This window comes from Streptomyces sp. NPDC001135 (assembly GCF_053598395.1).
In genome coordinates this window covers 149,999-176,844 of record NZ_JBSFKD010000012.1, presented here as the reverse complement: position 1 = coordinate 176,844, position 26,846 = coordinate 149,999, and the positions used below count along the sequence as shown (strand labels likewise).

Sequence of the window (26,846 nt, the reverse complement as noted above, 5' to 3'; positions counted from 1 at the left end):
ATCGTGAGCAAGGTGGACGTGTTCCGCGCACTGCATCTGCGGCGCGCCCAGGACGATCCGCTCGTCCTGCCGGGACCGTGGGACGCGGCGAGCGCGCGCGTCTTCGTGGAGGCCGGGTTCCCGGCACTGGCCACGCCGAGCGCCGGGGTGGCCGCCTCGCTCGGCTACGCGGACGGGGCCACCCCGGCCGACGAGATGTTCGCCGCGGTCGCCCGGATCACACGGGCGGTGGACGTGCCGGTGTCGGCGGACGTCGAGGGCGGGTACGGGCTCGCGCCGAAGGAGCTGGTGGAACGGCTGCTGGAGGCGGGCGCCGTCGGCTGCAACCTCGAGGACTCCGTGGACGGTGTCCTCAGGGACCCGCGCGAGCAGGCCGAGTTCCTCGCCGAGGTGCGCTCGGCCGCCGGGGACCGGCTGTTCCTCAACGCCCGCGTCGACACCTTCGTCCACGGGGACAAGGATCCCGAACGGGCCATCGAGCGGGCCGCGTTGTACGTGGCGGCGGGTGCGGAGTGCATCTACCCGATCCTCGCCCCGACGGACGTGATGCCCCTGCTGCGGGCCGGGACCCAGGGCCCGCTGAACGCGTTCGCCCGCCTGGACGCGGGCAGCCCCTCGCCCGCCGCGCTCGGCGAACTCGGGGCCGACCGGATCACGTTCGGACCGGGACTGCAGCGCAGGGCGACCGCCGCGCTGACGGAGATCGCCGACTCCCTTGTCGGTTGAGGGCGTTCAGGACAGCCACCGTTTCCACACGGAGGGGTGGCTGTCCACCCACTTCTTCGCCGCGTCCTGGGGCGACAGCTTCTGGTCGGCGATCATCAGGGACACCTCGTTCTGGTCCTCGGTCGTCCACCGGAACTTCTTCAGGAAGGCCGCCGCCTTGCCGCCGGACCTGGCGAAGTCCGCGTTGAGGTACTTCTGCAGCGGGGTGTGCGGGTAGGAGCAGGCGACCTTCGCCGCGTCCGCGTCGCAGCCGTCCTTGTACGGCGGCAGCTTCACCTCCGTCAGGGGGACCTTCTTGAACAGCCACTGGGGTGCGTACCAGTAGGTCAGGAAGGGCTTCTTCTCCTTGGCGAACTGCTTCATCTGGGTGATCTGCGCCGCCTCGGAACCGGCGAAGACGACCTGGTAGTCCAGCTTCAGGTTGTTCACCAGGGCCTTGTCGTTGGTGACGTACGACGGCGAGCCGTCCATCAGCTGGCCCTTGCCGCCGCTCTCCGCGGTGCGGAAGAGGGAGGCGTACTTGTTGAGGTTCCGCCAGTCCGTGATGTCCGGGTGCTGCTTGGCCAGGTACGTCGGCACGAACCAGCCGATGTGACCGGTCACGCCGAGGTCGCCGCCGTGGGCGATGGTCTTCTTGTCCTCGACGTACCGCTTCTCCTGGTCCGGGTGGCCCCAGTCCTCCAGGATGGCGTCGACCCGGCCCTGGCTGAGCGCGTCCCAGGCGGGCACCTCGTCGACCTGGACGGTGTCCACGCGGTAGCCCAGTTCGTGTTCCAGCAGGTACTGGGCGACGGCCACGTTGGACTGGGCGCCCACCCAGGACTGCACGGACAGGGTGACCGTCTTCGAGCCCCGGGCGTTGGCGAACGGGCTGGCCTGCTTGGTCATGTCGGCGGCGCCGCAGCCCGTGAGAAGCGCCAGCGAGCCCGCCACGGCGGTCGCGGTCAGGACAGTCGTACGACGTCGCATGTCAGGCTCCCTTCCTCGCACGTCGTTCCGTCGGCTGGGTCACCCGGTCGAGCATCAGGCCCAGGCAGACGATCGCGGCACCGGCCACCAGACCGGTCGCCAGGTCGCCCTGGGCGAGTCCGAAGGCCACGTTGTAGCCGAGGGCGCCGCCGCCGACCAGGCCGCCGATGATGACGACGGCGAGGACCAGGACCACGCCCTGGTTGACGGCGAGCAGCAGCGACCGCTTGGCGAGCGGGAGCTGTACCTGCCACAGCTGCTGGCGTCCGGTCGCGCCGAGCGAGCGCGCCGACTCCAGCGCGGCCGGGTCGACCTGGCGCAGCCCCTGCGCGGTGATCCGGACGACGGCCGGGAGGGCGTAGACGACGGCCGCGGCGACGGCGGGGGCCCGTCCCACGCCGAACAGGGCGACGACCGGTATCAGGTACACGAACTGCGGCATGGTCTGGAACACGTCCATGACCGGGCGCAGGGCGCGTTCGACGCGGTCGCTGCGGGCGGCGGCGATACCGGTCGCGAACCCGAGGACCAGGGTGACGGCGACCGCGGCCAGGACCTGGGAGAGCGTGTCGAGGGCCGGTCCCCACACCCCGAGCACACCGATCGCGGCCATGGCGAGTACGGCGGTCAGGGCGGTGCGCCAGGTGCCGATCGACCAGGCCAGGGCGGCGACGATCAGCAGCACCGACCACCAGGGCAGCCACTGCAGGCCGCCGCGGACGGGGTCCAGGATCCAGGTGGTGAAGTGGCCCGCCCAGTCGGCCGTACCGCCGATGACCGGGACGCCGGAGTAGAGGTGGCCGGTCATCCAGTCGACGGCGTGGTCGACCGGTTCGGCGATGTTCACGGTCCAGCCGGTGGGCCAGTCGAGGCGGCCGAGGAGACGGGCGGCCAGGGCGACGGCCACGGTGACGGCGAGGGCGTAGGGCCAGCCGACGGCGCGGGTGCGGGTGCCCCCGGTGTCGCCGGTCGCCGCGCCGGACCCGGCGGCCGCGGTCACCCGGTCCAGCACGATCGCCAGCAGCACGATCGGGATGCCGGCGGCGAGGGCCTGGCCCACGTCGACCGAGGCGAGCGCCTGGTAGACGCGGTCGCCGAGGCCGCCGGCGCCGATGACCGCGGCGATGACGGCCATGGACAGCGCCATCATGATCGTCTGGTTGAGGCCGAGGAGGAGTTCTCCGCGTGCCAGCGGGATGCGGGCGGTCAGCAGCCGCTGGCGGCGGGTCGCGCCGAGCGACTCCACGGCCTCCAGGACCTCGGGGTCGGCGCCGCGCAGGCCGAGCGCGGTGAGACGGGCCATCGGCGGGGCGGCGTACACGACGGTGGCAAGCACGGCCGCGGGGACGCCGATGCCGAAGACCAGGACGACGGGGAGGAGGTAGGCGAAGGCCGGGAGCACCTGCATCGTGTCCAGGACCGGGCGCAGGGCGCGGTCCAGGCGGTCGGAGAGACCGGCGGCGAGACCGAGCAGCGCGCCGACGACCACCGAGGCGAGGACCGCCACGACCATCAGCGCGAGGGTCTGCATGGTCGGGACCCACATGCCCAGCGCTCCGCAGGCCAGAAGGGCGACGGCCGTGCCGGCGGCCAGGCGGGGGCCGGCGACGCGCCAGGCGACCAGGGCGCCGAACGCCGTGACGCCGGTCCAGCCCGCGGCGAGCAGGGTGACGTAGACGGCTCGTACGGAGAGGACGACCGCGTTGCTGACGTAGCCGAAGAAGTAGAGGAACAGGGGGTGGCTGTCCCGGTTGTCGATGACCCAGTTACTGGCCGTGGCGAGGGGTTTGTCGAGGCTGACGGTCAGCTCGTGCGGCCAGGCGGCGCCGGGCCAGTGGGTGGCGGCCCAGGGGGCCAGGACCGCGGCGAGGAGGGCGAGCAGGAGGAGTTTGCCCGCGGCTCGGCTCTTGAGGAGGGCGGGTTTGCCGGTACTGGAGGTCGGGAGACTGAGCGTTGCCATCAGACGGCCTCCGGACTGGCGGGGGCGTCCTCCGGGCTGGTGCCGGTCTCCTCCGGGCTGGTGCGGGGGGCGGGTGGGGTCGCTTGCCGGCGCTTGCCGGGTGCCGCCCCGGCGGCACGATGGCCCGCAGCTACGGCGGCGTCGTTGGCGTCCGCGGCGGCTTCGGCGGCCGTGGCCGCGCCGGTGTCGGCGGCCGTGGCCGGGCCGGTGACGCCGGCCACCACGTCCAGCAGCTGCTCGTGGGCCACGACGCCCAGGCACCTGCCCTCGTCCATCACCCGCGCGGGCTCGCCCGCCCGGGCCACCGCCTCGATCGCCTCGGCGACCGTGGCCTCCGGGCGGACCGCCGGGCCGGTTCCCGTCTCGTCCGCGGAGGCGGGACGCATGGCCGTGCGGCAGGTCATCACCTGTTCGCGGGGCACGTCCCGGACGAACTCGCGGACGTAGTCGTCGGCCGGGGAGCCGACGATCTCCTCCGGGGTGCCGAGCTGGACCACCCGGCCGTCGCGCATCAGGGCGATGCGGTCGCCGAGTTTCAGGGCCTCGGTGAGGTCGTGGGTGATGAAGACCATCGTGCGGCCCTCTTCGCGGTGCAGGCGGGCCACCTCGTCCTGCATGTCGCGCCGGATGAGCGGGTCCAGGGCACTGAACGGCTCGTCGAAGAGGAGGACCTCGGGGTCGACGGCCAGGGCCCGGGCCAGGCCCACGCGCTGGCGCTGGCCGCCCGACAGCTGGCCGGGACGGCGGTGCTCCATGCCCTCCAGGCCGACCTTGGCGACGATCTCCGCGGCCCGCTCGCGCCGTTCGGCCTTGCCGACGCCCTGGATCTCCAGACCGTAGGCCGCGTTGTCCAGGACCGTGCGGTGCGGGAGCAGGCCGAAGTGCTGGAAGACCATGGCGGCCCGGTGCCGGCGCAGTTCGCGCAGGCGTGCCTTGTCCATCGCGCGGACGTCCTCGCCGTCGATGGCGATGGTGCCGGCGGTGGGTTCGATGAGGCGGGTGAGGCAGCGGACCAGGGTGGACTTGCCGGAGCCGGACAGGCCCATGACCACGAAGACCTCGCCCTTGCGGACGTCGAAGGAGACGTCCCGGACGGCCGCCGTGCAGCCCGTGCGGGCGCGCAGGTCGGCCGGGTCCAGCGTGCTGAGCTCCGGGTCGGCGGGGATCCGCTCCGGCTTGGGGCCGAAGACCTTCCACAGGCCGGACACCGAGAAGACGGGCTCGGTCGTGGTGGGCGGCTTACGGGTGGGGACTGTGAGCGCCATCAGGCGTCACCTCCGATCAGTTCGACGGCCTTCTCCCCGACCATGAGGACCCCGATCATCGGGTTCACGGCGGGCATGGTCGGGAACACGGACGCGTCGGCGATGCGGATGCCGTCGAGACCGCGGATCTTCAACTCGGGGTCGACCACGGCGAGTTCGTCGTCCGTGGCGCCCATCTTGCAGGTGCCGGCCGGGTGGTAGACGGTGTGCGCGGCCTTGCGGGCGTACTCGCTCAGCTCGGCGTCGCCGAGGACCTCGGGGCCGGGGCAGACCTCGCGCTTGAGCCAGCCGGCGAGCGGCTCGGTCTTCGCGATCTCGCGGGCGATGCGGATGCCGTCGACGAGGGTCCGGCCGTCGTGGTCGTCCTCGTCGGTGAAGTACCGGAAGTCCAGGGCGGGCTTCACGGACGGGTCGGCGCTGGTCAGGTACAGCCGGCCGCGGCTCTTCGGCTTGGGGATGTTCGGGGTCATGGACACCCCGAACTCCGGCCGCTCGTAGCCCAGTCGCTCGGGATTGTCCGTGAACGGGATCTGGTAGAAGTGGAACATCAGGTCCGGGCCCGGGTTCTCGGGGTCGCGGCGCACGAACAGACCGGCGTCGGAGTCCATCGCGGAGTTCTCCGGGATCGGGCCGTGGGTCTCCCAGACGATGACCGACTCGGGGTGGTCGAGCAGGTTCTCGCCGACGCCGGGCAGGTCGTGCACGACGGGGATGCCGAGGGCCTCCAGGTCCCCCCGCGGGCCGATGCCCGAGTGCAGCAGCAGGCGCGGGGAGTCGACGGCGCCCGCGCACAGCACGACCTCGCTGCGGGCGCGGATCAGCAGTTCCTCGCCGTCCTTGGTGCGCACGTGGACGCCCTCGGCGCGGGTGCCGTTCAGCTCCAGCCGGTACGCCCAGGTCTCCAGCAGGATGGTCAGGTTGGGCCGCTCGTCCATCACCGGGTGCAGGTACGCCACCGACGCCGAGGACCGCTTGTTGGTCTCGGGGTGGTAGGCGAGGTCGAAGAAGCCGACGCCCTCGGTGAACGGCTTGCGGTTGAAGCCCTCGACGCGGGGTACCCCGAGGGCCGACTGGGCGGCGTCGACGAAGTCGCGGGCGATGGCGTTCCGGTCCTTCTCGTCGACGGAGACGATGTTGTTCTTCAGGCGGGCGAAGTAGGCCTCCATGGGGACGGCGCCCCAGCCCTTGGCGCCGGCCTCCTCCCACTCGTCCCAGTCGGAGGGCAGCGGCTTGAAGGAGATGAGGGTGTTGTGCGAGGAGCAGCCGCCGAGGACGCGGGCGCGGCTGTGCCGGATGTGGGAGTTGCCGCGCGGCTGCTCGACCGTCGGGTAGTCGTAGTCGAGTTCGCCGCCGAGCAGGCCCATCCAGCGGCGCAGGGTGAGGACGTCGTCGCGGCCCACGTCGCTCGGGCCGCCCTCGATGACGGCGACGGTGACGTCGGGGTTCTCGGTGAGGCGGGAGGCGATGACGGAGCCTGCGGTGCCGCCGCCGATGACGACGTAGTCGTAGACGTGGGGGGTGTGGGACATCGGGGTACTACTCCAGGGGTGTGGAAACCACGGCGTGGGGACGGGCGTGGACGAAGGCGGGGTTCGGCCGGCGCGAGGGACGCGGCTCAGCCGGCGAACCAGCGCACCGGCCGGGGCGCGAGGTTCTGGTAGACGTGCTTGGTCTCGCGGTACTCGGCGAGCCCCGCGGGCCCCAGTTCGCGGCCGGTGCCGCTCTTGCCGAAGCCGCCCCACTCCGCCTGCGGCAGGTAGGGGTGGAAGTCGTTGATCCAGACGGTGCCGTGGCGCAGCCGGCCGGCTACGCGGCGGGCCCGGCCGGGGTCGGTGGTCCACACGGCGCCGGCGAGGCCGTACTCGGTGTCGTTGGCGAGGAACACCGCCTCCTCCTCCGTGCGGAAGGTCTCGACGGTGAGGACCGGGCCGAACACCTCCTCGCGCACGACGGTCATCTCGCGGTGGCAGGCGTCGAGGACGGTGGGCTCGTAGAAGTAGCCGGACTCGGGGCGCCGGGGTGACGGCTCGGGCCGCTTGCCGCCGCAGCGCAGTACGGCGCCCTCGTCGAGGGCGGTGGCGACGTACGCCTCGACCTTGGCGCGCTGCTGCTCGGAGACGAGCGGGCCGCACTCGACGCCGTCCTCGGTGCCCCGGCCGAGCCTGATCCGCTGCGCCCGGCGGGCGAGTTCGGCGACGAAGCGCTCCCGGACCGACTCCTCGACGATGAGCCGGGCGCCGGCCGAGCAGACCTGGCCGCTGTGGATGAAGGCGGCGTTGAGGGCCTGGTCGACGGCGGTGTCGAAACCCTCCTCGGTGGCGCAGGCGTCGGCGAAGACGACGTTGGGGTTCTTGCCGCCGAGTTCGAGGGCGACCTTCTTGACGGTCGGGGCGGCGGCCTGGGCCACCTTGGTGCCGCTGACCAGGCCACCGGTGAAGGAGACCAGGTCGACGCCGGGGTGTTCGGCGAGCCGGGCGCCGACGGTGTGGCCGGGGCCGGTGACGATGTTGGCCACCCCGGCGGGCAGGCCCGCCTCGGCCAGCAGCTCGATCAGCGCGATGGTGGTCATCGGGGTGATCTCACTGGGCTTGATCACGAAGGTGTTGCCGGCGGCGAGCGCCGGGGCGATCTTCCAGCTGGCCTGGAGGAGGGGGTAGTTCCAGGGGGTGATCAGCGCGCAGACACCGACCGGTTCGTGGACGACGACGCTGTGGATGTCGGGCGAGCCGGCGTCGACCACCCGGCCCGGGGCCTCGGCGGCGACCAGGCCGGCGAAGTAGCGGAAGGCGTCGGCGACACAGTCGATGTCGACCCGGCCCTCCTCGACGGTCTTGCCCGCGTCCCGGCTCTCCAGCAGGCCCAGTTCCTCGCGGTCGCGTACGAGGAGGTCGGCGACTCGGCGCAGCAGCGCGGCGCGGTCGGCGACGGGGGTGCCGGGCCAGGGGCCGTGGTCGAAGGCCTGCCGCGCGGCGCTCACCGCACGCTCGGCATCCTTCTCGTCGCCCTCGGCGACCACGGCGAACGGCCGGGCGTCCGCGGGGTCGAGGATCTCGCGCGTCGCGCCGGAGATCGCTTCCAGCCACTCGCCTCCCGCGTGGATGGTCGCCTGGGCCTGTCGTTCGGTTCTGTCCGCCATGATCGGTATTGCCTTCCGTTCCTGTTCAGCACCCCTGTGTCACAGACGTGTCACGGTCGGGGACCGTCACCGCCTGCCCCGGGCCTCCGCTCGCATGCGCAATCGATGGCCGAAAGTGCGCCGCATCACTGAAAAGACGGCTGAAAAACGGACGAATCCCACGGTGAGGGTCGCACGCGGGGATCAGGGAGCCATGGACCTCCCCAATGTCCTTTGACTAAAGTCAAAGAATGACCGAGCCGACGTCGGCGGAGGAGGTCGCGGCCTTCCGCCGTTTCAACCGCTGTTTCACGCGCCGTGTCGGCGCGCTGGACGATCACTACCTGGGCCAGGACCGGCCGCTCGGCGAAGCCCGGCTGCTGTTCGAGATCGGCGAGGGCGCCTCCCTGCGGGAGCTGCGGAGCAGGCTCGGGCTGGACGCCGGGTACCTCAGCCGGATGGTGAAGGCGCTGCAGGCGCAGGGGATGGTCCGGGTCGCCGTGCCGCCGCACGACAACCGGCTGCGGACGGTGGAGCTGACCCCGGCCGGCCGCGCCGAGGTCGCTGAGCAGAACCGGCGGGCCGACACTCTCGTCGCCGGCCTCCTCGACGGGCTCACCCCCGGCCAGCGGGCCGAGCTGACCGGTGCGCTGGCCACCGCGCAGCGTCTGCTGCGGCTGACCGCGATCACGGTGGAGGTCGTCGACGCGGGCTCGCCCGACGCCCGGCAGTGCCTGCAGGCGTACGCGGCCGACATCGGCGCGCGCTTCCCGGAGGGCTTCGACCCGGGCTCCCTGGTCCGCCCCGAGGAGGTGAACGGGGACGCCGGCGCCTTCCTGGTCGCGTACGAGGAGGGCCGGCCGGTGGGCTGCGGGGCCCTGAGGCGGCTGGAGCCGGGGACGGGCGAGATCCGGCATGTGTGGGTGCGCCCGGAGGCCCGGCGGCTCGGTCTGGCGCGCCGGCTGCTCGACGGGCTGGAGCGGGAGGCCCGGGAGCGCGGCCTGGGCGTCGTACGTCTGGACACGCACGCCCAGCTCACCGAGGCGCAGGCGATGTACCGGGCGTGCGGGTACACCGAGATCCCCCGCTACGACGACAACGTCTACGCCGCCCACTGGTTCGAGAAGCGGCTAGCCGGCTGACGCCGCCGACGCCCCGGTCATCAGCTCCCGTACACAGCCGCGCAGCCAGGCGTGGGCGGGGTCGGCGTCGTGGCGGGGGTGCCAGGCGAACCCCACCTCGGCCGAGGGGAGTTCCAGGGGGATCTCGAAGGTGACCAGTCCGAGGGTGTCGGCCATGGGGCGGCCGTAGGAGGTGATCAGCCCGATCAGGTCGGTCTCGCGCAGGACGAACAGCGAGGCCGGATAGGTGCCGACCGTGCCCACCACACGCCGCTCCAGACCCAGTTCGGCCAGCGCGTCGTCGATGGGCCCGCGCTGCCTGCCGCGCCGGGAGACGATGAGGTGTCCCGCCTCCCCGGCGAACCGCTCGGGCGTCAACTCCCCGTCGAGCAGCGGGTGCCCGGGCCGTACGACTCCCAGCAGGCGCTCCTCGTAGACCGTCTCCACGCGCACCTCGGGCGCGGTCGTGTCGATCACCCCGACCTCCAGGTCGGCGGTGCCCTGGCGCAGGAACGGGGCGTCCACATGGCTCTCGGAGAGAAAGCGCAGCCGGATGCCGGGGGCCTCGCGGGCGGCGCGGGCGAAGAGGGCGGCGCCGTGGGTGGCGGCGATCGCGTCGTGACCGAGGATCGTGAACGTGCGGGTCACCGTGCGCAGATCGGTGTCCCGGCCCGGCGCGAACAGGGCCCGGGCCCGCTCCACCACCGCGCCGACCTCGGCCCGCACGGCCAGCGCGTGCGGGGTGGGCACCATCCGGCGTCCGGCGCGCACCAGGACCGGGTCGCCGAGCGCCTTGCGGATCCGGCCGAGCGTGCGGCTCATGGCGGGCTCCGACAGGTGCAGCCGGCGGGCGGCGCCCTGCACGCTCTGCTCCTCCAGCAGGACGTCCAGCGCGACCAGCAGATTCAGGTCCAGAGCACTGGATTGCGTCATGTGCAGGTATCCCTTGCGAAGGTTGCACTGGAATGCAGGTCACCGGCGAGCCTACGGTGAGAGCGCATCCCACACCACCCACGAAGCTCCCGGGAGGAGCCGTGCCCGCGCACGCCCTGAAACGCCCCACCCTGCTCACGCTGTGCGCCTGTGTCCTGGTCGCCCAGAGCATGGTCGCCGCCATCAACCTGCTGATACCGCAGCTGAGTTCATCGTCCCTGCACCCGTCGCACACCGAGATCCTGTGGACGGTCGACGCCTACGTCATCGTCTTCGCGGGCCTGCTCATCCCGGCCGGCGCGCTCGGCGACCGGTACGGCCGCAAGGGTGCCCTGCTCGCCGGTCTCGCCCTGTTCGCGGCGGGCGCCGCCACCAGCGCGCTCGCGACCGGTCCGGCGGTGCTGATTGCCGGGCGGGGTCTGTCCGGTGCCGGGGCCGCACTGATCACACCCGCCACCCTCTCGATCCTGATGCACCTGTCCGCACCCGAGCACCGGGCCCGTTCGATGGGCGCCTGGACACTGTCGATCGGCCTGGGCGGCGCGGCGGGCAACCTGGGCGGCGGCCTGGCCGGCCAGTTCCTCACCTGGCGCGCCCTGTTCGCGGTGATGGTCCCGCTCGCCGTCGTCCTGGCGGTGGCCGCCTCGATCGCGGTCCCGCGCACCGAACGCTCCGCCCGCAGCAACCCCGACCCGCTCGGCACGCTGCTCCTGACGGCGGGCCTGGTCGCGGTCCTGTTCGGCATCATCGAAGGCCCGGCCTACGGCTGGACCTCCGCCCGCATCCTCGGCGCCTTCGCGGCGGGCGCCCTGCTCGTCGCCGCCTTCAGCCGGCACGCCCTGCGCTCCCCCGCCCCGCTGTTCGACCCGCGCGTCTTCGGCTCCGCCCGCCTGCGCGCGGCCTCCCTCGGCACGGCCACCGGTTTCTTCGGCCTGTTCTCGCTGTTCTTCGTCAACTCGCAGTACCTGCAGGGCGTGAAGGGCTTCGGGGCCGCCGTCACCGGGGTGGCGATCCTGCCGCTGGTGTTCGGGATGGCCGCCGCCCAGAAGCTGGCGACCCGCTGGGCCGGCCGCCCCCGCGCGGTCATCGGGGCCGGTCTCGCCCTGATCGGTCTCGGCCTGCTCGGCGCGTCCACGGCCGGCGCTGACACGCCCTACGCGGTGTTCGTCTGCTGGCTCCTGGTCATCTCCGCCGGCGCCGGACTGTCCATGCCGGCCCTGACCCTGGGCGTGGTGACGTCCCTCCCGCCCCACCAGGCGGGCCTGGGCTCGGGCCTCGGCACGACGGCCCGGGAAACCGGGGCCGCGCTGGGTGTCGCCGTCACCGGTACGGTCCTGTCCGCCCACACCGACCTGCTGCAGGGCATGGGACCGGCGCTGCGGACGGTGGGGGTGGTGGTGCTGGGAGCGACGGCGCTGGTGGTCGCCGGGTACGGAAGGCGCCCCGCAAGGGGCGCGGGGAACTGCGCGACCAGCCACAACGCACCCGCAGACGGCAAACGCCCGGCACCCCTACGGCGGGATGCCGAGCGTTTGCCGTGACTCCGGAACTTCTTAGATGAGGCCGAGGCCGCGGACCGCCTCGCGCTCCTCCGCCAGCTCCTTGACGGAGGCGTCGATGCGGGCACGGGAGAACTCGTTGATGTCCAGGCCCTGGACGATCTCGTACGCGCCGTCCTTGGTGGTGACCGGGAACGAGGAGATCAGGCCCTCCGGGACACCGTAGGAACCGTCCGACGGGATACCCATGGAGGCCCAGTCGCCCTCGGCGGTGCCGTTGACCCACGTGTACACGTGGTCGATCGCGGCGTTGGCGGCGGAGGCGGCCGACGAGGCACCGCGGGCCTCGATGATCGCGGCACCGCGCTTGGCGACGGTCGGGATGAAGTCCTCGGCCAGCCACTTCTCGTCGTTCACGGCCTCGGCGGCGTTCTTGCCGGCGACGGTGGCGTGGAAGATGTCCGGGTACTGGGTGGCGGAGTGGTTGCCCCAGATGGTCAGCCGCTTGATGTCGGCGACCGTCGAACCCGTCTTCTTCGCGAGCTGCGTGAGGGCGCGGTTGTGGTCCAGGCGGGTCATCGCGGTGAAGCGCTCGGCCGGCACGTCCGGCGCGGCGGCCTGGGCGATGAGGGCGTTGGTGTTGGCCGGGTTGCCGACGACGAGGACCTTGATGTCGTCCGCGGCGTGGTCGTTGATGGCCTTGCCCTGCGGCTTGAAGATGCCGCCGTTGGCCTCCAGCAGGTCGCCGCGCTCCATGCCCTTGGTGCGCGGGCGGGCGCCCACCAGGAGGGCTACGTTGGCGCCGTCGAAGGCGACGTTCGGGTCGTCGGTGATGTCGATGCCCTGCAGCAGCGGGAAGGCGCAGTCGTCCAGCTCCATGGCCGTGCCCTCGGCGGCCTTGAGAGCCGGGGTGATCTCCAGCAGGCGCAGCTTGACCGGCACGTCCGCGCCGAGCAGCTGGCCGGAGGCGATGCGGAAGAGCAGGGCGTAACCGATCTGGCCGGCCGCGCCGGTGACGGTGACGTTCACGGGAGTGCGGGTCATGGCGTTCTCCGTATGACAGCTGGCGGTGGGGCGTCCCTGCCCCGGGCGGATGATCGATCTCTTGGCGTCAAGAGAGATCCAGCGGTCAGGCTATCGCGCATCCGGCATGCGAGACGTCCGGGGCCGTGTGGCCCAGCCCACAAGTCGGACACATCGAACGTGATGGCGGCCGCCACGTCCGGGAGAGGGGGAGAGGACGGGACGGCCGCCAGGTGGGGGTACCGAATGCCGGACTCCCGTGGGGGTACTCCTCGCGTGCCCAGGATCCGCCCGCCCATGCGCCCGGACCCGGAATTTCACTCTCCTTCTCCCCGCGGCCCGGCCTACTTCGTGCACCCCGTCCGCCCGGAGGCGAGGGTCGCGCAGGCCTTGGCCTCCGCCGCGTTCTTCACGGCGACCATCGGGGTGTACGCGATGGTGTCGCCGACGCCGGTGGTCTCGCCGGTCTGCCGGACCTTCCCGGCGGTGAGCTGGACCTTGTCGCCCTGGGCGGCGCCGGTGATCCGGCCCCAGGCGGTGCCGCAGGCCTTGCTGTAGCGGACCTCCAGGGTGGTGGTGCCGACGGTGACGGTCCGGGCGGTGGTGACCAGGTCGCCGCTGCACCCCATGGCCTCGGCGTCCTTTCCGTTGCAGGCGGAACCGGTGCACTTGACGCCGGGCGGCGTGCTCGCGTTCGGGGTGGCGCTGGGGGACGGCGGCTTGGCGGCGTTCCCGTGCTGGGCGCCGCCCCGGTGGGTGAAGAAGAAGACGGCGGCGATGACGACGAGGACGCCGACGAGGCCGGCGCCGAACATGATCACCCGCTGTCGTCCCGCGTTCCCGGGGTCCGGGGCACCGCCGCCGGGCCGGGGGGCCGGTGCGTGGGGCTGCTGCCCGCCGTACGGGGTCGGCGTGTCCGGGGTCCGGTCGGCGCCGCCGGGCGAGGCGGCGGGCCGGGATCCGTTCACGGCGGCGGCCCCGGAACCGGCGCGTCCCCCGGTTCCGGGGCGGGCGCTCGCCGGGGACGGGCCCTGATACCCGGCGAGATTCCACGAGTTGCCGCCGGATGTCCCACCACGCCCGGTCCCGTCACCGTCGACCGGACCACCCCCCACACCGTCTCGGTCAGCCGGACCACGGGCCCCACCGTCACCGTCGACAGGACCACGAGCCCCACCGTCACGGTCAGCCGAACCCCGGCCCACGCCGTCACGGTCAGCCGGCCCACGCCCCGCACCGTCACGGTCAGCCGGACCACGGGCCCCACCGCCCCGGGCGACGCCGTCCCGGGCGTCGGCGTCAGGGGCCGTCGGCTGCGGGGGGATCGTCGGGGAGACGCCCGCCGGGCCGGCGATGCCCAGGACCGGGCCGAGACCCCCGCCCTTGCGGCCGGACGGGCCGCCGGTCGCCTCCGCCGCCCCGAACTCACCGAGCGCGGCACGCGCCTGGGAGATGCGGATCGCCTCCATGGTGCGGTCGTGCCGCATCTCCGCCCGGCTCCAGGCGCGTTCGGCCAGCTCCCACATCGTGGTCAGGTGCACGGGATTGGTGCCGGTGACCTCGGCCAGCGCGACGACCGCGCCCTTGGGCGCCAGAAGCCGGCCGCCCAGGTAGCGCTCCCAGGACGTCTTGCTGTAGCCCGTACGGTCGGCGAGTGCCGCGACGCTCATGCCGCTGCGGTCCACGAGCCGCCGCACCTGGCTGGTGAACTCCTTGATCTGCGGGTCCAGATCCTCGGGCAGGTCTTTCCAACGAGGCATCGTTTCCCCCCTTGCTCTCCCCCGACATTCCCCGTGCTGGCTACCCACAAGGATGCACTGCCTAAGGATCCCAGTTCCCGGAGCGGGGGCGCGCGGGAGCATGGGCGGCGCGCGCGGACACCGTAGCGGAACGGTCACTTCCGTGCCACAGCGCACGGACAGGCGTTGAACAGGCGGTTCACGGGCGGAAGGCTGAGGGACGGCGGCGGCTCGTCCCTCCTCGGGGGAGGGGACGAGCCGCCGCCGTCCCTGCGCACGCCTCTACTGGCTGATGGTGAAGTGCAGGGTGTCCTTCAGGAACGGGACCTGCAGCCACGGTTTGGGCTGGGCCATCATCGCCAACAGGACGATGGCCAGGCCGAGGACGCCGTACGTGACGATGTCCGTGAAGCGGGAGCGCACGGCGAGCATGCCGACGCCGGGCAGTATCCAGCGCATGACCGCCCCGGCCAGCAGGGCGGCGCCGATCAGCAGGGTGCCGAAACGGAACACGTCGAGCGCGGTCAGCAGCAGACCGAGCGCGACCGCGCCGAGCACCACGAGCAGGGGCCACTGCCGCGCCGGGGCCGGGGCGTCGCCCGGCGCCGCCCGGCCGCCGCCCTCGGGCCGCGCGGTGTCCCGGGTGATCCGCGGGAAGCGGCGCGTGGTCCGCCGCAGCCGCCCCTGCGCGTCCGGGGCGCTGGTCGCGTCGCGCACGGTCGGCTCGCCGCCGTGCGCCTGCTCAGCCGGCACTGCGCTCCGCCGCCTCGACCACGTTGACCAGCAGCTGCGCCCGGGTCATCGGCCCCACACCGCCGGGGTTCGGGGAGATCCAGCCGGCCACCTCGACGACGTCCGGGTGGACATCGCCGACGATCTTGCCCTCGGCGTTGCGGGAGACACCGACGTCCAGGACGGCGGCGCCCGGCTTGACGTCCTCGGCGCGGATCAGGTGCGGGGCGCCGGCGGCCGCGACGATGATGTCGGCGCGCTTGAGGTGGGCGGACAGATCGCGGGTGCCGGTGTGGCACTGGGTCACGGTGGCGTTCTCGCTGCGCCGGGTGAGCAGCAGCGGCATCGGCCGGCCGATGGTGACACCGCGGCCGACGACCACGACCTCGGCGCCCTTGATCTCCACGCCGTGGGCCCGCAGCAGGGAGAGGATGCCGTTCGGGGTGCAGGGCAGCGGCGCGGGCTCGTTCAGCACCAGCCGGCCGAGGTTCATCGGGTGCAGCCCGTCGGCGTCCTTGGCCGGGTCCATCAGCTCCAGGATGCGGTTCTCGTCGATGCCCTTGGGCAGCGGCAGCTGGACGATGTAGCCGGTGCAGGCCGGGTCCTCGTTCAGCTCCCGTACGACCGCCTCGATCTCCTCCTGGGTCGCCGTGGCCGGCAGCTCGCGCTGGATGGAGGCGATGCCGACCTGCGCGCAGTCGCGGTGCTTGCCGGCGACGTACTTCTGGCTGCCGGGGTCGTCCCCGACCAGGATCGTGCCGAGGCCGGGCGTGACGCCCCTCTCCTTCAGCGCCGCCACGCGGGCGGTCAGATCGGACTTGATCGCGGCTGCGGTGGCCTTGCCATCGAGAATCTGGGCGGTCATGCACCCATCCTCGCGGATGACCCGGCCCCGGTTCCAATCCGGGGGGCGGGGCCCCGTACCGCCTTGTCGGCAGATGATCGACGATGTTGCACTTGCACAACACCTGGGGGTCCCGGCTGGACAAGTCAGTAATCGGTCAAGAACGATGAGCAGAACAGTGCAGCGGGCAGCTCGACGGGGGGACGGACCGCATCTGTAGAAACTCTCCTCCGTGCAGTGCCGCGCCTCGTCCCCAGCACTCGAGCAACGGAGGAAACACCGCCATGAGCTACGGCGACCCGAACAACCCCTACGGCGCCCCGCAGGGCCAGCAGCCCGGTTACGGCTACCCGCAGGGCCAGCAGCCCCAGGGTGCCGGTTACGGCTACCCGGCGGCGCCGCCCGTCCAGCAGCAGTACGGCGCCGGCGCCCCGATGACCGCCATGCCGGGCAACGTCAGCGCCGCGCGCGTGATGCTGTGGGTGATCGTCGGCCTGCAGGTGGTCGGCGTGGCGCTGTTCGCGTTCTACGCCGTGGCCGTGAACCACGCGAAGAACGACAGCGCCGTGCAGGACGACTCCTCCTTCCAGCGGGTCGCCGACTACGGAACCGGCATCCTGCTGGGCATGGCGGTGTTCGCGCTCGCCTGGGGCGTGTTCGCGGCCGTCCTCGCGGCGAAGTTCAACACCGGCGGCAACGGCGTCCGCATCACCACCCTGGTGTTCGGCATCATCACCGGCGTCCTCGGCCTGTACCCGTTCGTCATCGTGGGCCTCGTCCACGCGGTGCTCGCCATCCTGATCGCCTGCTTCGTCGGCGGCGCCAACGGCAAGGCCTGGTTCAACCGCGCCCGGTACTGAACCCGCCCGCGCGACGGAACAGTTCGCGCCAATTCAACATCGAGGGCCGTGTCTCACCCGTCCAGGGGGAGGCACGGCCCTGGTGTCTCCCCCTAGTCTGACTCGGGTAGCCGTACCCGGCCGGGGTGGCCGCAAGGCACGGGGAGCCGCAGCTTGTACAGCATCATCGTCGTACCTCCGCCGACCCCGGAGGACCGGCAGGACCGCACCCAGATCCGGCTCGCCCCCGGTGAGCGCCTCAGCTTCGGGCGGGCGCCCGGCAACGACCTGAGGATCCCGCACGACGGGGTCTCCCGCCGGGCCGGCGAACTCGGCGCCCAGGGTGCGTTCTGGATACTGAGCAACCTGTCCGCGCGGCACACGTACGTCGTGGAGAACCCGGAGGGCGCCGGCGAGCACATCAAGGTCGGCCCCGGCAGGCTCGACGCGCCCGTCCCGTTCGAGTTCTCGCGGATCGTGCTGCCCGCCGCCGGGGAACTGCTGACGATCGAGGTGTGGGCGCCGCGCCACGACTACCTGCGCGACGGTGCCGGTCCGGACGGCGACACCACCGCCCCGGCCTTCTCCGTCGACCGCACCAAACGCTACTTCGCCGTCCTGGCCGCCCTGTGCGAACCGCGGCTGCGCGGCGACCCGCACGCCCCGCTGCCCACCGTCGACCAGGTCGTCGACCGGCTGAGCCCCACCTGGCCGGCCGCCTCCCGCACCTCGGTGCAGTGGAACATCGACTACCTGGCGGTCAAGCTGCGGCTCAAACCCGGCCCAGAGACCGCGGACACCGGCCCCCGCCTCAACGGCAAGAAGGAGTCCCTGGTCTCGCTGGCGCTCCGCTTCGACCTGGTGCGGGAGGACGACCTGGTCGTCCTGTCCGGGACGGTCAGCCGGGCGGCCCGGTGACCGAGCCGTACGCCGTACCGGTGCCCAGGGGCTACCGGGTCGGCGTCTGGGAGGTGCGCGAACCGATCGCGACGGGTGCCTTCGGCAGCGTGTACGCGGGCCGGCGCACCGGGGACGGCACGTCCGAACTGCCGCGCACAGCCGCCCTGAAGTTCCTGCCGACCGGTACCGGCACCCCGCGTCAGCTGGCCCACCTGCGCGAACTCATCGAGCGCGAGGTCGGCCTGTACCGCCGGCTCAGGCGGCCGCGGCTGATCCGGATGTACGAGACCCTCGTCGTGGACGACCCGGCCCGCCCCGCCCTCGACGGCGCCACCGTCCTCGTACTGGAGCGCGCCGAGGGCTCCCTGTCCGCCCTGCTCGCCGCCTCGCCCCGCCCGGACGCCGGGCCCGCCCTGCTCGCCCAGATCTGCGAGGGGCTGGCCCAGCTGCACCGGGCCGGCTGGGTCCACGGGGATCTGAAACCGGCCAATGTGCTGCTGATGGCGGACGGTTCGGCACGGCTCGCCGACTTCAACATGGCCGCCGAACTGGAGGGCACCCACGCCTACACCCCGGCCTTCTCCACCCCCGACTACACCCCGCCCGAGCTGTTGTGGGCGGAGATCGGCGAACGCGGCCGGCGCATCCGCCCGTCCGCCGACGTCTGGGCCTTCGGTGTGCTCGCCCACCTCGTCCTCACCGACTCCTTCCCACTGTCCGGCGCCACCCCGACGGCCCGCCGCGACGCGGCCGCCGCCTACGCGCGCGGCACCGACGAACTGCGCCTGTCACCCGAACTCCCGGACGCCTGGCGGGACATCGTCCGTGACTGCCTGGCCCGTACCCATGGCGCACGCATCACCACCGAGGCCCTGCTGCGCCGCGTGGATGCGGCGGCCGGCACGGGCCGCTCACCGCGCCTGCCCCGCCTGTTCCCGCGCCGCAGACGCCGGCGGGCGGCGGTCGCCTCGGCCGCGGCCGCCACCGTCGCCGTCGCGGCCCTCGGCTACGGCATCAGCACCTGGGTCGCGGACGGCCGGGGCGACGACGCCCGCGATGCCGCGCCGGCCTCCTACGGCGCCTCGGAACTCCGCACCGGCCAGGGCGTTCCGGTCGCCTACCGCCGGCTCGTCGTGGACTCCGCCCATGCCTGCTCCGAGCCCGACGTCACCCCCGCGCTCATCGCGGCGATGCTGAAGGCCGAGAGCAACTTCGACCCGGACCTCTCCGACCCCGGCAAGCAGGAGTTCGGCATCGCCCGCTGGACCCCCGGCGTGCTGCGCTGGTGGATGCGCGACGACGGCGTCCCCGCGTCGGCGACGCCCACCCCGCCGCTGTCCCCTTCCGTGTCCATCCCGGCCATGGGCCGCTACCTGTGCTTCATCGACTCCCACCTGAAGGACGGCCTGCCCGGCGACAAGCGCGTGCTCACCGCGGCCGGCTACCGGACGTCGTACAAGAAGGTGAACGACACGGGCGGAGTTCCCCCGAAGTACCGCGACTACTGCGCCCGTGTCGCCCACTACCTCAAGGAGTACACGCCCGCGGGGAAGAAGTGACCCTGAGACTTCCGAGGTACCGGACGGCCGGCACCGCGGGCACGGTGGAACCGCTCCGCAACGGCGGCACGGACGCCGCGGCGGAGGGACCGACACCATCCGTTCACATGGGGGAACACGTGAACATCGCCAAGCCCGCCGCACTGCTCGTCGCGGCCACCGCCCTGCTCGCCGGCTCCACGGTGGCGGCCACCGCCGCCGCACCGGACGGAACCCGGGTCACCGGCATCCAGGCCACGGCCGACCAGGTGCTCGCCGGGCACCCGAAGCCCCTGAAGACCGGCGCCGACAAGGTCCGGTACGACGGCCTGACCCTCACCAGGGTCCCGCGGGGGAAGCTCGCCGCCAAGGACCTGGACTGCGCCTACGGCCACCTGTGCATGATCGTCAACGGCACCAAGTTCGACTTCTACAAGTGCCAGACCTGGGCGGTCCACAACTGGACCGGGGACGGCCCGTTCACCAACAACCAGACGCCGGGCACGGTCGCCAGGTTCTACAACCAGGACGGCAGCGTCCGCTGGACCTCGACGGCCTACGAGGCCGGCACCGCCACCTGGGACCCGATCTGGTCCCTGCGTCCCTGCTGACCCGAACAGGCCGACGGCCTCCGGCTCCCTCGGGGGAGGGCCGGAGGCCGTCATGCGGGTCGGACGCCTGTCCGGGTGATCAGTGGAAGAAGTGGCGCGTGCCCGTGAAGTACATGGTCACGCCCGCCTCCTTGGCGGCCTCGACGACCTGCTCGTCACGGATCGAGCCGCCCGGCTGGACGATCGCCCGCACACCCGCGTCGATGAGGATCTGCGGGCCGTCCGGGAAGGGGAAGAAGGCGTCGGAGGCCGCGTAGGAACCCCGGGCCCGCTCCTCGCCGGCCCGCTCGACGGCCAGCTTGCAGGAGTCGACGCGGTTGACCTGGCCCATGCCGACGCCGACCGAGGCGCCGTCCTTGGCGAGGAGGATGGCGTTGGACTTGACGGCGCGGCAGGCCTTCCAGGCGAACGCCAGCTCCTTGAGCTCCTCGTCGCCGAGCGCCTCACCGCTGGCCAGCGTCCAGCCCGCGGGGTCGTCGCCGTCGGCCTGGAGCCGGTCGGTGACCTGGAGCAGGACACCGCCGTCGACCTGCTTGGCCTCGACCCGGTTGCAGGGAGCGCCCGGGGCCTTCAGGACCCGGATGTTCTTCTTCTTGGCGAGGGCCTCCAGAGCCCCCTCCTCGTAGTCCGGGGCGACGATGACCTCGGTGAAGATCTCCGCGACCTGCTCGGCCATCTCCTTGCTGACCGGCCGGTTGACGGCGATCACACCGCCGTACGCGGAGACCGGGTCGCAGGCGTGCGCCTTGCGGTGCGCCTCCGCGACGTCCGAACCGACCGCGATACCACAGGGGTTGGCGTGCTTGATGATCGCGACGCAGGGCTCGTCGTGGTCGTACGCGGCACGGCGGGCGGCGTCCGTGTCCGTGTAGTTGTTGTACGACATCTCCTTGCCGTGCAACTGCTCGGCGTCCGCGAGCCCGCCGCTGCCGTCGACGTACAGGGCGGCCGGCTGGTGCGGGTTCTCGCCGTAGCGCAGGGTGTTCTTGCGCGCGAAGGTGGCGCCCAGGAAGTCGGGGAACTGCGCGTCGTCGGCCGGCGCGTAGGAGGAGGCGAACCACGAGGCGACAGCGACGTCGTAGGCGGCGGTGTGCTGGAACGCCTCGGCGGCCAGCCTCTTGCGGGCGGCGAGGTCGAAACCGCCGTCCTTGACGGCCGCGAGGACGTCGGCGTACCGCTGCGGGCTGGTGACCACGGCGACCGACGGGTGGTTCTTGGCCGCGGCACGGACCATGGACGGCCCGCCGATGTCGATCTGCTCCACGCACTCGTCGTCCGAGGCGCCGGAGGCGACCGTCTCGCGGAAGGGGTAGAGGTTGACGACGACGAGGTCGAACGGCTCCACGCCGAGCTCGGCGAGCTGCTCACGGTGGCTGTCCAGCCGCAGGTCGGCGAGGATGCCCGCGTGGACCTTCGGGTGCAGGGTCTTGACCCGGCCGTCCAGGCACTCGGGGAAGCCGGTCAGCTCCTCGACCTTGGTGACGGGGACGCCGGCGGCGGCGATGCGGCCGGCCGTGGACCCGGTGGAGACCAGTTCCACACCGGCCTCGTGCAGGCCGCGCGCGAGGTCTTCCAGGCCGGTCTTGTCGTAGACGCTGACGAGCGCCCGGCGCATGGGCCGCTTCGTGCTCTCGGCGGTGGCGGTCACTGGATAACTACCTTTCGTCCCTCAATGCGATAGCCGTTGCGGGCGATCCGCCCCACGACTTCGACGAGCAGCCTTCGCTCGACTTCCTTGATGCGCTCGTGCAGCGCGCTCTCGTCGTCCTGGTCCCGGACCTCGACCACGCCCTGGGCGATGATCGGGCCGGTGTCGACGCCGTCGTCGACGAAGTGGACGGTGCAGCCGGTGACCTTGGCGCCGTACGCGAGCGCGTCACGGACGCCGTGGGCCCCCGGAAAACTCGGCAGCAGGGCCGGGTGGGTGTTGACGAACCGCCCGCCGAAGCGCGCGAGGAACTCCTTCCCCACGATCTTCATGAACCCGGCGGAGACCACGAGGTCCGGCTCGTACGCGGCCACGGCCTCGGCGAGGGCGGCGTCCCACTCCTCGCGGCTCGCGTGGTCCTTGACCCTGCACACGAAGGTCGGCAGCCCCGCCCGCTCGGCGCGGGCGAGTCCCTCGATGCCGGCACGGTCGGCCCCTACGGCGACGATCCGGGCGCCGTACCGCTCGGCTCCGGTGCGCTCGATCTCGTCCAGGAGCGCCTGCAGATTGGTGCCGGACCCGGAGACCAGCACGACGAGGCGCTTGACCGCGGGGCCAGCGGGGGTGGCGGCCACGATGGGGCCCTTTCTCGGGGTGGGCGATGTCCGGTCGGTGGTCGCACGTGCGGTTGTACGTTCGTACGAATGCTTCGCACCCCGCGATACGGGGAAGTCTACGAAGCGGCCGACCGTCAGCAACGATACCGGCACTCGGGAAGGCCCCCACGGGACGGGGGAGTGGCCGGAAGGTAGCGTTCGCGAGGAATCACAAAGGGGAAGCCTCGGGAACGCGGTCGTCGTGCGGTGCGTTGTCGGGGTGGAAGCTCATGTGGGACAGCCGTATTCACCCAGGGGAAGACGCTCTTTTGATGCCCGATCGCAGCCTGCGACTCCTCACGTTCCCTCCGCGCCCGGCCCAGGGGGGCGAGCGTGGCGCCGTGCTGCTGCGGGAGCGGCCGGTCTCGCCGCCCGAGGCCCCGCAGGACGGTCGGGGCGGTCAGGACGGCCGCGACGGTGACGGGCGAAACGGCGGGCAGCAGGACGACAACCCGTTCGCGCCGCCGCCCGAGGGCACCCCGGACCAGCCCTGGCAGCCCCGCCATCCCGAGGGTCACCAGGGTGCCGGTCCCGGCGGCTCCCCGTGGGGCAGTCAGTGGAGCGACCGCCAGCCCGGACGCTCCCCCGGAGGTTTCGGCGAGCGGCCCGGCGGCGGCCCCCAGGGTCCCGGCGGACCGGCCGGCTCCGGCATGCGCTGGGACCCGACCGACCCCGCCCAGCGCCGCGCGCGCTACGCCCTGCTGTCCGGTATGTGGGCCGTCTTCTTCGCCCTGTTCAGCTGGCCGTACGTGGCCCTGCTGCTGGGCGCCCTGGCTCTCCACTGGGGCATCAGCGCGCTGCGCGCCAAGCCGCGCGGTCCCCACCCCGACTCCCCGGCACCGGCGCCCGCCGCCCCCGGCCGCCCCCAGACGACGGCGGCCGTCGGCGGCCTGGTCACGGCCTCCCTGGCCCTGGTCCTGGTCGCCTCGACGTTCACGGTCCAGCTGGTCTACCGCGACTACTACACCTGCGTCGGCGACGCCCTCACCCACGAGGCCAAACAGTCCTGCGACACCCTGCTGCCGAAGGAGCTGCGGGGGGTCCTGGGGGCTGGCAACGACTGACGCCGGGCACTGACGGACGGCCCGGCGGGGCTCGGTGACCGGGTGCGGACGAAGACTTCGGTGTCTCCGGCGAGGGCTCGGCGGAGCCCGGGGCGTTCAACGGTGAACGGTCGGGGCCGTGGGGTCAGCGGGTTTCCGGCAAGGAGCCGGCGGGCCCCCGTGGCCGGCTCGGCGGAACCCGGGCACGTTCAAGGGTGAACGGTCGAGGGCCGTGAGGTCAGCCCGTCTCCGGCGAGGAGTCGGCAGCGCCCGTGGCCGGCTCGGCGGGGTCCGGGGTGTGTTCGGCGGTGGCCGGGCGGGGCCGTGGGGTCAGCGGGTTTCCGGCAAGGAGCCGGCGGGCCCCCGTGGCCGGCTCGGCGGAACCCGGGCGCGTTCAAGGGTGAACGGTCGAGGGCCGTGAGGTCAGCCCGTCTCCGGCGAGGAGTCGGCAGCGCCCGTGGCCGGCTCGGCGGGGTCCGGGGTGTGTTCGGCGGTGGCCGGGTGGGGGTGTGGCTGGGGCGGGGGTGTGTGCGTCGTGGCCGGTGGTTCCGGGGGAAGGGGCCAGGCGGGCGGGGTCGGCGAGGAACTCGGCTGTGCGGTCGGGGTGTCCGCGGTGTCGCGCGGGGCCGCGGGCTCTCGCACGGCCGTCCAGCGCGAGGCGCGCGTGAGGTCGTCGGGCCAGTCCGGGGCGAACGGGTCGTCGGCCGGGAGGATGTCGTACGCGTCCTCCTCCGCCGCACCGGCCGTGCCGGGCACGGCCGGCGGCCGGGCAAGGATCCTGCCCGTGCCCGGCTCCTTGCCCCCGGCCGCGTCCTTTCCCCCGGCTTTCGCGGTCTCCTCCCGGCTCCCTCCCTCGTCCTTGCCCTGCCCCTGCCCCTCCCCCTGTCCCTCGGCCTCTGCCTCGGCGGGGTCCTCGGCCCGCGTCGGCTCCTTCGCCTCCCCCCGCTCGTTTCCGGTTCCGCCGCCCCCCGTCCCGGAGTCCGCCGTGGGCACCGTGCCGTCCCGCCCCGCGGGCGCGCCCTGCGCCGGGATCTCCCCGCCCCGTGTGCGCCCGCGCCACACCCGCCATCCCCGCGCGACCAGCGCCACCGGCATCCCGAACACCACCGTCCAGGCCCCCACCGCTCCCCCGCTCTGCCACCACACCGGTCCGAAGCGGGCCAGCGCGGCCACGCCCAGCGGACCGCCCGCCAGCTCGGCGAGCAGGGCGAAGGCCGCCGCGCACACCGTCGCGGTCAGCAGCATCACCCCGGCGGTGCGGGCGGTCGACCACCGAGCCACGGCCCCCGCGCCCGGCTCCGGCCGCTCCATGGCCCCGCGCGCCACGAACCACCCCGCCGTCACCCCGGCCGCCACCGGCACCAGCCCCGCCAGCCAGTTCGGCAGCGACCCGGCACCCGCGTCCGGGACCGCCGCCAGCAGCGGGAAGGGCGGCAGCAGCGGCGCCGGATCGGAGGCGAACGGATTCACCCCGTGTCCGGTACCGAGGAGGAAACCGGGACCGAGGGCGTAGGACGCGGCCCACACCGCCGCGTTGGGGATCAACGCGATACCGAGCACCAGCACCGCGAACCGCCCCGTCCAGCCCTCGGTCAGCTGGAGGAAGGACGCCTGCGCCGCCCCGCCGTGCCACACCAACGACATCCCGAGCACCAGTGCCCCGCCACCGAAGAGCACCGCCGTAGTGGCACCGGCGGCCCGTACGGCCGTGCCCACGCGGGCGCGCTCGTCCGCGCCGAACACCACCCGCCGCACGGGCCCCGGCAACACCGTCAGGATGTTCAGCACCGGTTCGCGGGGACAGCCGTACGCCGACCACACCCCGGCCGCCGCCGAACCCGCCGCGACCAATGGCAGACACATCGTCACCCAGGGCCAGGCGGGCCGCAGTTCGCCGCCCGAGCAGTACAGCGCGATCGCGCCGCCGACCCCCAGATAGCCGAGGACGACCCCGGTCCACACCGTGCGCGCCGGTACGGGCGGCGGGCCGTCGGCGTCGTCGGGCGCGTCCACCGCGTCCCGGGCCGCCCGGTACACCCGCCACACGGGCAGCGCCAGCAGCAACAACGGGGTCACGCCCACCGGCATGGGCGCACCCGAGAGGGTGTCGGTGCGGACCAGTTCGACGCCGTGCGCCAGCAGCCACAGCGCCGCGGCGACGTGCAGCGCACCGCCCGGACCGCTGTCGGGATACGGCGAACTGACCCACAGCACCATCAGCAGTGCGGCGAACGAGGCGAATCCGAGGCCGGCCGCGACCGCGCCGGCCAGGAGGCTCGCGGCCAGCCCGGGCTCACGGTCCCGCATCCGGGTCAGCAAGGGCGACAGGGACGGTCGGCGAGCGGTCAGCAGAGTCACCACGCCATGCTCCCAATGCCACCCGCTTTCCCCGCGCAACAGGCGAACTTCCGATGTGTCGCCCAATATATGTTTATGTTCTTTTTCGCACGGAAGGGCGCATGGTGACGACGACTCAGAACACCGACGACCCGCTGCCGCCGCCGCCGGAACGCCGACGGCTGCGCACGTCACGGGCGCTGACGAAGGCTCAGGTCGCCGCGCGGGTCGGCGTCAGCCGCTCGACGATCCGCGGGTGGGAGTCAGGCCGTCGCGTTCCGCACGGACGCGAGGGCGAGGCCTACGCCAGACTGCTGCGGGCACTCGCCGCACCGGCGGCGGCTGAGGAGACGGCAACGGCCGAGGCGGTCCCGGAGAAGCCACCCACGACCGCCGCAGCCCCCGCCCCTCCCCCCACCGCCGTCCCCGCGCCTCCCCCTGCCGCACGCACGACACCGGTCACCCCCGAGCCCCTGACGCCCGCTCAGGCCTTCGACGCGCTGTACGCGTTCTGCGCCCCGGCCCTCGTACGCCAGACGTACCTGCTCACCGGGCGCCGGGAACTGGCCCGCGAATCCGTGGAGCGGGCCTTCCAGCTGGCCTGGCAGCGCTGGCCCGAGCTGGCCCTGGACCGGGATCCGGGCGGCTGGGTGCGGGCGGTGGCGTACGACTGCGCGCTCTCGCCCTGGCACCGTCTCCGGCCCCGCTACCGGCACCCGGAGCCGCCGCCCGCCGACCCGGCCGACCGTGCGCTGCTGAACGCCCTGCTGACGCTTCCGCCGTCGTACCGGCGCACGCTCGTCCTCTACGACGGGGTGGGCCTCGACCTTCCGGAGACGGCGGCGGAGACGGAGGCCAGCACACCGGCGGCCGCGAACCGGCTGACCCACGCGCGGGAGGCGGTGGCCGCCAGGCTGCCGGACCTGGCCGACCCCGCGCAGCTGCACCGCCGGCTGCTCGAACTGGCCTCGAAGGAGCGGCTGGGCGCGGGCAGGCCGACGGTGATCCGCACCGGCTGCGAGCGGCGGAACGTGTTCTGGACCCGGGCGGCGATCGCGTTCACCGTGACGATCGTCGGCGCGACGACACTCACCCTGCGGACGGCTCCGACCCACTACGAGGCCCCGGTCGCTCCGGCGCAGGCCGTACAGGGAGTGCCGGCGGTGGGGGTCATGGGCCCGCTGTCACGGGAGGAACAGGCACTGCGCGCAAAGCTGCGGGCTGCCGCGCGGGGGCCGGAGCGATTGGCGCCGGAGCCGGGGTGAGACGGGCACGGGGACCCGGGTGAACGGTGCCGGGTGCCGGTACCGCTGGGCGACACGGCGGGGTGCCGGTGCCGGTGCCGGTG

22 protein-coding genes are annotated in these 26,846 nt (G+C 73.1%); 9 read left to right on the top strand and 13 right to left on the bottom strand.

What is annotated here, in order from left to right; genetic code table 11:
* The first annotated feature begins 3 nt into the window (after window positions 1-3).
* Window positions 4-726 (top strand): isocitrate lyase/PEP mutase family protein, encoded by a 723-nt coding sequence (locus ACWC94_RS17535; RefSeq protein WP_450797425.1) that lies wholly within the window; start codon window positions 4-6, stop codon window positions 724-726.
* A gap of 6 nt (window positions 727-732) precedes the next feature.
* On the opposite strand, the gene ACWC94_RS17530 is transcribed toward ACWC94_RS17535, so the two are convergent.
* From ACWC94_RS17530 to ACWC94_RS17510, 5 genes are all read right to left on the bottom strand, one after another.
* Window positions 733-1,695 carry an ABC transporter substrate-binding protein gene (locus ACWC94_RS17530; protein WP_450797424.1) on the bottom strand — a complete coding sequence of 321 codons (963 nt, stop codon included), beginning with the start codon at window positions 1,693-1,695 and terminating at the stop codon, window positions 733-735.
* 1 nt (window position 1,696) lies between these two features.
* Window positions 1,697-3,655, bottom strand: coding sequence for an ABC transporter permease (locus tag ACWC94_RS17525; protein ID WP_450797422.1), 1,959 nt, complete (start codon window positions 3,653-3,655; stop codon window positions 1,697-1,699).
* Window positions 3,655-4,920, bottom strand: coding sequence for a quaternary amine ABC transporter ATP-binding protein (locus tag ACWC94_RS17520; RefSeq protein WP_450797420.1), 1,266 nt, complete (start codon window positions 4,918-4,920; stop codon window positions 3,655-3,657). The genes ACWC94_RS17525 and ACWC94_RS17520 overlap by 1 nt, the downstream gene beginning before the upstream one ends.
* Window positions 4,920-6,449 carry a GMC family oxidoreductase gene (locus ACWC94_RS17515; RefSeq protein ID WP_450797418.1) on the bottom strand — a complete coding sequence of 510 codons (1,530 nt, stop codon included), beginning with the start codon at window positions 6,447-6,449 and terminating at the stop codon, window positions 4,920-4,922. The genes ACWC94_RS17520 and ACWC94_RS17515 overlap by 1 nt, the downstream gene beginning before the upstream one ends.
* Window positions 6,450-6,535: 86 nt before the next feature.
* Entirely contained in the window at window positions 6,536-8,056 is a 1,521-nt protein-coding gene (locus tag ACWC94_RS17510) for an aldehyde dehydrogenase family protein (RefSeq protein ID WP_450797416.1), read from the bottom strand.
* A 230-nt stretch (window positions 8,057-8,286) separates the two neighbouring features.
* On the opposite strand from ACWC94_RS17510, the gene ACWC94_RS17505 reads away from it, so the two are divergent.
* Window positions 8,287-9,177, top strand: coding sequence for a GNAT family N-acetyltransferase (locus ACWC94_RS17505; protein ID WP_450797414.1), 891 nt, complete (start codon window positions 8,287-8,289; stop codon window positions 9,175-9,177).
* Here the strand turns inward: ACWC94_RS17505 and ACWC94_RS17500 are convergent.
* On the bottom strand, window positions 9,166-10,089 hold the full coding sequence (locus ACWC94_RS17500; protein WP_450797413.1) for a LysR family transcriptional regulator: 924 nt from the start codon (window positions 10,087-10,089) through the stop codon (window positions 9,166-9,168). The genes ACWC94_RS17505 and ACWC94_RS17500 overlap by 12 nt on opposite strands.
* A 101-nt stretch (window positions 10,090-10,190) precedes the next feature.
* On the opposite strand from ACWC94_RS17500, the gene ACWC94_RS17495 reads away from it, so the two are divergent.
* Window positions 10,191-11,630, top strand: a complete 1,440-nt coding sequence (locus tag ACWC94_RS17495) for an MFS transporter (protein WP_450797411.1) — start codon at window positions 10,191-10,193, stop codon at window positions 11,628-11,630.
* Between the two features lie 12 nt (window positions 11,631-11,642).
* On the opposite strand, the gene ACWC94_RS17490 is transcribed toward ACWC94_RS17495, so the two are convergent.
* The 4 genes from ACWC94_RS17490 to ACWC94_RS17475 form a co-directional block, all read right to left on the bottom strand.
* Entirely contained in the window at window positions 11,643-12,632 is a 990-nt protein-coding gene (locus tag ACWC94_RS17490; protein ID WP_450797410.1) for a malate dehydrogenase, read from the bottom strand.
* 323 nt (window positions 12,633-12,955) lie between these two features.
* Window positions 12,956-14,371 (bottom strand): DUF2690 domain-containing protein, encoded by a 1,416-nt coding sequence (locus ACWC94_RS17485; RefSeq protein ID WP_450797408.1) that lies wholly within the window; start codon window positions 14,369-14,371, stop codon window positions 12,956-12,958.
* A 261-nt stretch (window positions 14,372-14,632) separates the two neighbouring features.
* Window positions 14,633-15,103, bottom strand: coding sequence for a DUF3017 domain-containing protein (locus ACWC94_RS17480; protein ID WP_450797407.1), 471 nt, complete (start codon window positions 15,101-15,103; stop codon window positions 14,633-14,635).
* Entirely contained in the window at window positions 15,093-15,947 is an 855-nt protein-coding gene (locus ACWC94_RS17475) for a bifunctional methylenetetrahydrofolate dehydrogenase/methenyltetrahydrofolate cyclohydrolase (RefSeq protein WP_450797406.1), read from the bottom strand. Before ACWC94_RS17475 ends, ACWC94_RS17480 begins: the two co-directional genes overlap by 11 nt.
* A gap of 263 nt (window positions 15,948-16,210) precedes the next feature.
* Here ACWC94_RS17475 and ACWC94_RS17470 point away from each other — a divergent pair, with 263 nt between their 5' ends.
* From ACWC94_RS17470 to ACWC94_RS17455, 4 genes are all read left to right on the top strand, one after another.
* The gene (locus ACWC94_RS17470) at window positions 16,211-16,786 is read left to right on the top strand and encodes a hypothetical protein (protein ID WP_450797405.1); all 576 of its coding nucleotides are present in this window, start codon (window positions 16,211-16,213) and stop codon (window positions 16,784-16,786) included.
* A gap of 153 nt (window positions 16,787-16,939) precedes the next feature.
* Entirely contained in the window at window positions 16,940-17,683 is a 744-nt protein-coding gene (locus ACWC94_RS17465; protein WP_450797404.1) for an FHA domain-containing protein, read from the top strand.
* Window positions 17,680-19,224: a protein kinase domain-containing protein gene (locus tag ACWC94_RS17460; protein ID WP_450797403.1), complete on the top strand. Its 1,545-nt coding sequence runs from the start codon at window positions 17,680-17,682 to the stop codon at window positions 19,222-19,224. Before ACWC94_RS17465 ends, ACWC94_RS17460 begins: the two co-directional genes overlap by 4 nt.
* 107 nt (window positions 19,225-19,331) lie before the next feature.
* The gene (locus ACWC94_RS17455) at window positions 19,332-19,814 is read left to right on the top strand and encodes a hypothetical protein (protein ID WP_450797402.1); all 483 of its coding nucleotides are present in this window, start codon (window positions 19,332-19,334) and stop codon (window positions 19,812-19,814) included.
* Between the two features lie 79 nt (window positions 19,815-19,893).
* On the opposite strand, the gene purH is transcribed toward ACWC94_RS17455, so the two are convergent.
* Together purH and purN are read right to left on the bottom strand one after the other, a co-directional pair.
* Window positions 19,894-21,429, bottom strand: a complete 1,536-nt coding sequence (purH, locus tag ACWC94_RS17450) for a bifunctional phosphoribosylaminoimidazolecarboxamide formyltransferase/IMP cyclohydrolase (protein ID WP_450797477.1) — start codon at window positions 21,427-21,429, stop codon at window positions 19,894-19,896.
* Window positions 21,430-21,458: 29 nt separating this feature from the next.
* A complete protein-coding gene (purN, locus tag ACWC94_RS17445; protein ID WP_450797401.1) occupies window positions 21,459-22,097 on the bottom strand; it encodes a phosphoribosylglycinamide formyltransferase in 639 nt (212 codons plus the stop codon).
* Window positions 22,098-22,390: 293 nt separating this feature from the next.
* On the opposite strand from purN, the gene ACWC94_RS17440 reads away from it, so the two are divergent.
* Entirely contained in the window at window positions 22,391-23,182 is a 792-nt protein-coding gene (locus tag ACWC94_RS17440) for a hypothetical protein (protein ID WP_450797399.1), read from the top strand.
* A gap of 402 nt (window positions 23,183-23,584) precedes the next feature.
* Here the strand turns inward: ACWC94_RS17440 and ACWC94_RS17435 are convergent, their stop codons facing one another.
* Window positions 23,585-25,468 (bottom strand): cell division protein PerM, encoded by a 1,884-nt coding sequence (locus tag ACWC94_RS17435; protein ID WP_450797475.1) that lies wholly within the window; start codon window positions 25,466-25,468, stop codon window positions 23,585-23,587.
* 152 nt (window positions 25,469-25,620) lie between these two features.
* Between ACWC94_RS17435 and ACWC94_RS17430 the strand changes: the two genes are divergently transcribed.
* Window positions 25,621-26,763, top strand: a complete 1,143-nt coding sequence (locus ACWC94_RS17430) for a helix-turn-helix domain-containing protein (protein WP_450797398.1) — start codon at window positions 25,621-25,623, stop codon at window positions 26,761-26,763.
* Window positions 26,764-26,846 lie beyond the last annotated feature (83 nt).

Coding starts and splice junctions, on each gene's coding strand:
- ACWC94_RS17500 (WP_450797413.1), bottom strand. CDS start 10,089: ATGACGCAATCCAGTGCTCTGGACCTGAATCTGCTGGTCGCGCTGGAC.
- ACWC94_RS17505 (WP_450797414.1), top strand. CDS start 8,287: ATGACCGAGCCGACGTCGGCGGAGGAGGTCGCGGCCTTCCGCCGTTTC.
- ACWC94_RS17455 (WP_450797402.1), top strand. CDS start 19,332: ATGGGGGAACACGTGAACATCGCCAAGCCCGCCGCACTGCTCGTCGCG.
- ACWC94_RS17490 (WP_450797410.1), bottom strand. CDS start 12,632: ATGACCCGCACTCCCGTGAACGTCACCGTCACCGGCGCGGCCGGCCAG.
- ACWC94_RS17530 (WP_450797424.1), bottom strand. CDS start 1,695: ATGCGACGTCGTACGACTGTCCTGACCGCGACCGCCGTGGCGGGCTCG.
- ACWC94_RS17515 (WP_450797418.1), bottom strand. CDS start 6,449: ATGTCCCACACCCCCCACGTCTACGACTACGTCGTCATCGGCGGCGGC.
- ACWC94_RS17470 (WP_450797405.1), top strand. CDS start 16,211: ATGAGCTACGGCGACCCGAACAACCCCTACGGCGCCCCGCAGGGCCAG.
- ACWC94_RS17430 (WP_450797398.1), top strand. CDS start 25,621: ATGGTGACGACGACTCAGAACACCGACGACCCGCTGCCGCCGCCGCCG.
- purH (WP_450797477.1), bottom strand. CDS start 21,429: ATGCGCCGGGCGCTCGTCAGCGTCTACGACAAGACCGGCCTGGAAGAC.
- ACWC94_RS17510 (WP_450797416.1), bottom strand. CDS start 8,056: ATGGCGGACAGAACCGAACGACAGGCCCAGGCGACCATCCACGCGGGA.
- ACWC94_RS17485 (WP_450797408.1), bottom strand. CDS start 14,371: ATGCCTCGTTGGAAAGACCTGCCCGAGGATCTGGACCCGCAGATCAAG.
- ACWC94_RS17475 (WP_450797406.1), bottom strand. CDS start 15,947: ATGACCGCCCAGATTCTCGATGGCAAGGCCACCGCAGCCGCGATCAAG.
- ACWC94_RS17440 (WP_450797399.1), top strand. CDS start 22,391: ATGCCCGATCGCAGCCTGCGACTCCTCACGTTCCCTCCGCGCCCGGCC.
- ACWC94_RS17520 (WP_450797420.1), bottom strand. CDS start 4,920: ATGGCGCTCACAGTCCCCACCCGTAAGCCGCCCACCACGACCGAGCCC.
- ACWC94_RS17525 (WP_450797422.1), bottom strand. CDS start 3,655: ATGGCAACGCTCAGTCTCCCGACCTCCAGTACCGGCAAACCCGCCCTC.
- ACWC94_RS17435 (WP_450797475.1), bottom strand. CDS start 25,468: ATGCGGGACCGTGAGCCCGGGCTGGCCGCGAGCCTCCTGGCCGGCGCG.